The sequence below is a fragment of the Shewanella sp. ALD9 genome (genome assembly GCF_002836315.1).
Classification (GTDB): Bacteria; Pseudomonadota; Gammaproteobacteria; order Enterobacterales; family Shewanellaceae; genus Shewanella.
Map to the genome: position 1 here is coordinate 215,211 of NZ_PJCD01000044.1, position 6,692 is coordinate 221,902.

At 42.5% G+C, this 6,692-nt stretch carries 3 protein-coding genes; 2 read left to right on the forward strand and 1 reads right to left on the reverse strand.

Annotated elements, in window-relative coordinates:
• Nucleotides 1-4,449, reverse strand: a complete 4,449-nt coding sequence (gene gltB / locus CXF88_RS21855) for a glutamate synthase large subunit (RefSeq protein ID WP_101088855.1) — start codon at nt 4,447-4,449, stop codon at nt 1-3.
• A gap of 522 nt (nt 4,450-4,971) precedes the next feature.
• Between gltB and CXF88_RS21860 the strand changes: the two genes are divergently transcribed.
• Nucleotides 4,972-5,940 carry a TIGR01212 family radical SAM protein gene (locus tag CXF88_RS21860; protein ID WP_101088856.1) on the forward strand — a complete coding sequence of 323 codons (969 nt, stop codon included), beginning with the start codon at nt 4,972-4,974 and terminating at the stop codon, nt 5,938-5,940.
• 296 nt (nt 5,941-6,236) lie between these two features.
• Nucleotides 6,237-6,602 (forward strand): Hpt domain-containing protein, encoded by a 366-nt coding sequence (locus CXF88_RS21865; RefSeq protein ID WP_101088857.1) that lies wholly within the window; start codon nt 6,237-6,239, stop codon nt 6,600-6,602.
• The last annotated feature ends 90 nt before the right edge of the window (nt 6,603-6,692 follow it).

Here is a 6,692-nt window from a genome sequence, read left to right on the forward strand (position 1 = left end):
TTACCCTGCCTTTACTACTAATTCCGGACTCTTCTGCTCAATTTTTAGCAGGTCAGCAACGGCAATATTCTTTGGTTTAACTAATACGAAACAATCCAACCAGTTTTCAAAATCACTTAAAATCATATGAGCATGTTCACTGCCGGTTTCAGCATAGTGAGTTTCAATCAGGCCTTTTAAGTGTTGCTGGTGGATGGTCGATTCTAATTTTTGAGTATCGACCATTTCGGTGTTTACTCGGCGATTAAAGCGACCAAACTGATCAAATACATAGGCAAATCCGCCAGTCATCCCCGCACCAAAGTTGACCCCCGTTTTGCCTAGGATAACCACGATACCACTGGTCATGTATTCGCAACCATTGTCACCCGTTCCTTCAACGACCGCGATGGCCCCTGAGTTACGCACAGCAAAACGCTCACCCGCTTGACCTGCGGCAAACAGTTTGCCGCCAGTAGCACCATACAAACAGGTGTTCCCCATAATAGCACTGCGTTCACTTTGGAACGGGCTACCAATAGGTGGGTGAATAACGATCTTACCGCCAGACATACCTTTGCCGACATAATCATTAGCATCGCCGCACAGCTTAAGTTCAAGGCCAGGGCTATTCCATACGCCAAAGCTTTGGCCAGCACTACCGCTAAAGCCAAGTTTGATTGGTTGTTTTGCGCCTGCGACACCAATTTTAGTTGCAATATAACCAGATAATGCCGCGCCAACTGAACGGTCGGTATTGTTGATTGCATATTGACCTGAATACGGTTCACCCGCATCAACTGCAGCACTGCAATCTGCAACCAATGTTTGGTTTAACTTGCCAATATCAGATGGAGGGTTAATTTCTTTCCATGTGAGTGACGAGTTTGCCTGCACTTTGGGTTTATATAAAATTGGCGCAAGGTCAAGACCACGTTGCTTGTCTGTTTGGCCTTCAAGTGTATATAACCAGTCGCTTCGTCCGACTAAATCTTCGAACTGAGTTACCCCTAATGCAGCCATCCATTCACGCACTTCTTGAGCCACAAATTCAAAGTAGGTCATGACACGTTCTGGTAAGCCGTGATAATGGTTTTCGCGTAAGTTTTTATCTTGGGTTGCGACACCTGTTGCACAGTTATTAAGATGACAAATACGTAAGTATTTACACCCAAGCGCAATCATCGGCACTGTACCAAAGCCAAAGCTTTCGGCACCTAATAAGGCTGCTTTAATAACATCGGTACCGGTTTTTAACCCGCCATCTACTTGCAGACGGATTTTATGACGTAAACCATTTTCTACTAGCGACTGATGCACTTCCGCTAAACCAAGCTCCCAAGGAGAACCGGCGTATTTCACCGAGGTGATAGGGCTTGCGCCAGTGCCACCGTCGTAACCTGATATGGTGATCATATCGGCATAGGCTTTTGCAACACCGGTTGCAATGGTGCCAACACCGGGTTCTGATACTAGCTTGACCGACACTAAGGCTTTTGGATTGATTTGTTTTAAATCGAAAATCAGCTGAGCTAAATCTTCAATTGAGTAAATATCGTGGTGCGGCGGCGGTGAAATCAAGGTCACACCAGGACGAGCATGACGAAGTCCTGCGATTTCAACGCTAACTTTATGGCCAGGTAATTGCCCACCTTCACCCGGTTTTGCACCTTGAGCTACTTTAATTTGCAGTACATCAGCGTTAACTAAGTAATGTGCAGTAACGCCAAAGCGACCCGATGCAATTTGTTTGATGGCCGAGTTACGTTCGCTATTGAAACGACGTGCATCTTCGCCACCTTCACCTGAGTTTGAGCGTCCACCAAGACGGTTCATCGCAACCGCTAACGCTTCATGAGCTTCAGGGCTTAATGCACCGATACTCATGGCTGCGCTATCAAAGCGAGAGTAAAGCTTTTCAGCGCCTTCTACCGTGTCTATTTCAATGGCGTTAAGTTGACCTTTAATACCAATTAAATCACGTAAAGTGGCCACTGGGCGATCATCAACTAAGTGAGTAAACTTTTTGTACTCAGCGTAGTTTTTGTCTTTTAATGATGCTTGTAAGGTATTCACCACGTCTGGATTAAAGCAGTGATATTCACCACCTTCAACGTACTTTAATAAACCACCTTGTGGTAACGGTACATGGGCTCGATAGGCGGCGGTATGGAGTATTTTCTGGTCATCGGCAATATGGTTAAAACTGACACCTTCAATACGGCTTATCACGCCTTTAAAACATAACTCAATCACATCACTGGCTAAACCCACAGCTTCAAATTGTTGGCTACAACGATATGAACCTACGGTACTAATGCCCATTTTAGACATGATTTTACGTAAGCCTTTTTCAATGCCGTAACGGAAGTTAAGCATTAAATGGGTTACATCATCGACTTGATGCAGTTTTGCCATCGCTGAAATAGATTCATAGGCGAGGTAAGGGTAGATAGCCGTGGCACCAAAACCAATTAATACCGCAAAATGATGCGGATCGCGTGCTGAAGCGGTTTCAACAATAATGTTAGTGTCGCAACGTAGGCTTTTATCGACTAATCGAGTTTGCACAGAACCCACAGCCATAGCGGCAGGGATAACTTGAGCACTTTTCGCTACTGCACGGTCAGACAATACTAACAATGTTGTGCCGCTGCGAGCTAAGCGTTCAGCTTCGTCGGTAATACGGCGAATAGCCTGCTCTAGTGTTTCATTGGCATCATAGTTTAAATCAACTGTGTTGGCGCGATAGTTAGTGCTGTCTAATCCCAGTAACTGATTAAAATCACTGAATAACAAAATCGGTGAATTGAACATCACTCGGTAAGCATTACCGGTGGTTTCGCTAAATAGATTTTGCTCGCGACCGACGCAAGTGGCTAACGACATCACGTGTTTTTCACGTAATGGATCAATAGGCGGGTTGGTTACCTGAGCAAATTTTTGACGGAAATAGTCGTATAGTGAACGCGACTTTTTCGACAATACTGCCATAGGCGTATCATCACCCATTGAGCCAATGGCTTCTTCACCTTTGCTCGCAAGTACCCAAATAACTTGTTCTAATTCTTCACGGGTAAAACCAAACTGTTTTTGATATTGCAGTAATGTTTTACTATCAAAACCACTTGAACCTTGTTTGGTTGGAGCCATATCCTCAGCAGGGATCAATGTCTGACTGTTTTTAGCCATCCACTCTTTGTAAGGATGGCGACGCTTTAAGTCATTATCAATTTCAAATGAATGATACAAACGACCATTCAAGGTATCTAGTACTAGTAACTCACCGGGCCCAACGCGGCCTTTTTCAATCACTTCATCGGCGGAATAATCCCAAATACCGACTTCAGACGCTAAGGTGAGGATACGATCCTTGGTTATAACGTAACGAGAAGGGCGTAGACCGTTACGATCTACCGCACAGGCAGCATGGCGACCATTGGTCATTACAATGCCTGCAGGGCCGTCCCACGGCTCCATGTGCATTGAGTTAAAATCATAAAAGGCTTTTAACTCGTCATCCATTTCAGGATTTGATTGCCATGCAGGTGGAATAAGCAAGCGCATGGCTCGATATAAATCCATCCCTCCAGATAACAACATTTCAAGCATATTGTCTAAAGAAGACGAGTCTGAACCTGTTTCGTTAACAAAAGGGGCGGCTTGTTGTAAATCTGGTAGTAAAGGCGAATTAAACTTATAGGCGCGCGCTCTTGCCCATTGGCGGTTACCGGTAATGGTATTGATTTCGCCGTTATGAGCGAGGTATCGAAACGGTTGAGCTAATGGCCACTTTGGCGATGTGTTAGTTGAAAAGCGCTGGTGGAATAAGCAAATCGCACTTTTCAAACGAATATCTGCTAGGTCGGTATAAAATGATGGCAGATCTGCTGGCATCATTAAGCCTTTATAGACAATGACTTGTCCAGAAAGGCTGGCGACATAAAAGTCTTTGTCATCGGTGATCTGTTGTTCAAGACGGCGACGAGCCATATATAGGCGACGCTCAAGATCTTTTTCCCGCCAGCCTACCGGCGCGTTGATCAATACTTGATAAATTTGTGGCAAGCTTTCCCGGCCAATCTCCCCCAAGACATCCGGATTAATCGGTACTTTACGCCAGCCAGCGACACTGAGTGTTTCTCGTTGTAGTTCTTTTTCTAAGATAAACTTCGCTTCATCAGCGCGTTGCTCATCTTGGCTGAGAAATAGCATACCTACGGCAAACTTTCGGCTTAAATGCCAATCGTTTTCTGCCGCAATAGCTTCAAAAAAATCTGTAGGCATTTGCATTAATAAACCACAGCCATCACCTGTGCGTCCGTCAGCTGCAATACCACCACGATGCTTCATTCGATCGAGACCATGAATCGCGGTACGCACAATGCGGTGACTCGCGTCGCCGTCCATTTGTGCAATCAAACCAAATCCGCAATTGTCACGCTCAAAACTGGGATGATACAAGCTCATACAAAAAACCCCCTAAACCTCTACTTGATACGACTCGGGGTAAATTTGAAGAATATCCATAGATATGCACCCGAACCATTCAAATTAAACTGAGAATGAATAAAGGTCAAACCAAAAAAATGCAACAAACTGAAATATTATTACTAAAAAAACGTTATAAGCCACCAACCTTACGTTAACGTAAACTGTGATATATCACCTATAACGTTCTGAATAAAAAGAATTTTAGAAAATATTCAAACAATTGTTTACCTTTTTGCAACAACAACAGGGAATTATTTTTGAAATAAAAATAGTGAATTTTATTTCAAATACAGTCTTTGGGTAAAAAATTATTCTAAATGACTAAATATTCATTTTAGGTGATGTATAAATTACTTAAATTGTTTTAAACGTTTTTTGAGTTTGTGCACAACTTTAGCGAGCGCTTGAATTGATAGAGCATTTATTGATTTAGCACCAAGACAGATGTTTACCGTCTGACTACACTGGCGAACTTTGGAATGATGATGAGAGTAAGTTGTGGGTTTAGATGATTACGTTAATACGTTTGGGGCACATTGCAAACATTTATATGGCCAAAGAGTAAAAAAATTAACTATTGATGGCCAATTTACCTGTCCCAATCGAGATGGCACGTTAGGGGTAGGCGGTTGTACTTTTTGTAATGTTGTTTCATTTAGTGGCGAACAAGGTAGAGAACAGCCGATTGCGATGCAGTTAACCGAAGGTAAAGTACGCGCCCAATCTGCAAAAAAATGTACTACCTCTGCGGATATTAATTCTATTCCTACCGCTAAATACATCGCTTATTTTCAAGCTTATACCAGTACTTACGACGAGTATAAAGTGCTAAAGCAAAAGTATGATCAAGCACTTGAAGATGCCGATATTGTCGGGCTTCATATAGGTACTCGTCCTGACTGTGTACCCGATGAAGTACTTGATTTACTCGTTGAGTATCAACAAAGAGGTATTGAGGTGTGGTTGGAACTTGGCCTACAAACGGCCAATAATCACACGTTAAAACGGATTAATCGTGGTCACCAATTGTGTGAGTATCGTCAGACAGTTAAAAAGGCTCGCGCTAAAGGCATTAAGGTGTGTACCCATCTAATATTAGGGCTGCCGGGTGAAACATCTGCTGATTATTTTAATAGTTTACAAACCGTATTAGGAATTGGCGTTGACGGACTAAAACTGCACCCTTTGCATATTGTAGAAGGCAGTATTATGGCGAAACAATGGCGCTATCATCCTATGCCGCTAATAAGTCTTGAAGAGTATGCCTATGAGGCGGCAAAACTTATCCGCCACACCCCAAAAGAGATTATCTTTCACCGCGTAACCGCCTATGCCAAAAAACCAATGTTACTCGCCCCTGATTGGTGCGCATTTAGATGGGATGGACTAGTGGCCATTGTGGATGAGCTTAAAGAATACGGTGGCCAAGGCAGTGCATTAATGTTTAGCCAAAGTAAAACGGCCTAGTGTGGTGTATTTAGGCAGATATATTATGTCTCTGTTGAATATGGACAAAGTAAAGATAGCGCTAGGTTTTGTGAAGATGTATCAGACTAATCGCTATTATTAGTTATAAATTGGACGAAACATTACCAAAGTGAGTGTTTTTTAAACATTGGTAATACCAGTTGAGTAGTTATGTTGTAAAAATGTGATTTTTTACCATTAAATAGCGGCTAAATATTAGCAAGCCTTGCATAGGGTATTTTACTCGGTATCATATTTGTAATTTTATAGAGTTAGATTTTGATAGAGGTGCCTTTATGGCCACAACGCAGTTAGACTCAATATTGGATCTCAATACGCTTGAGCAATATATCAGTGCCATTGGTGCTGGAACGTTATTGAAAAGCGTAGTGTTATTCGAGCAGTTAATGCCTGAGTATGTCAGTAGCCTAGTGAAAGCTGGCGATGCAAATGATAAAGAAACGTTATGTGCAGAAGCTCATAAATTTAAAGGTGCAGCAGGATCTGTTGGCCTTAAACGCATTCAGCAATTTTCACAGTTACTACAACACGGTGAAGAAGCTAAATGGGAAACAGAACATAAAGTATGGCTTGCTGAAATCGTTGCGCATGCTGCACAAGATTTACAACAACTGAAAGTTTACTTAGAAGCGAAAGCGTAATTACGAGTAGAGTAGGCAGCATAATCAGTTTAGATTAACATCTACATTAGTGCCTACAATCGGTTTGTTGAAATGCCTCTTTATTGAAGA

Coding starts and splice junctions, on each gene's coding strand:
- gltB (WP_101088855.1), bottom strand. CDS start 4,449: ATGAGCTTGTATCATCCCAGTTTTGAGCGTGACAATTGCGGATTTGGT.
- CXF88_RS21865 (WP_101088857.1), top strand. CDS start 6,237: ATGGCCACAACGCAGTTAGACTCAATATTGGATCTCAATACGCTTGAG.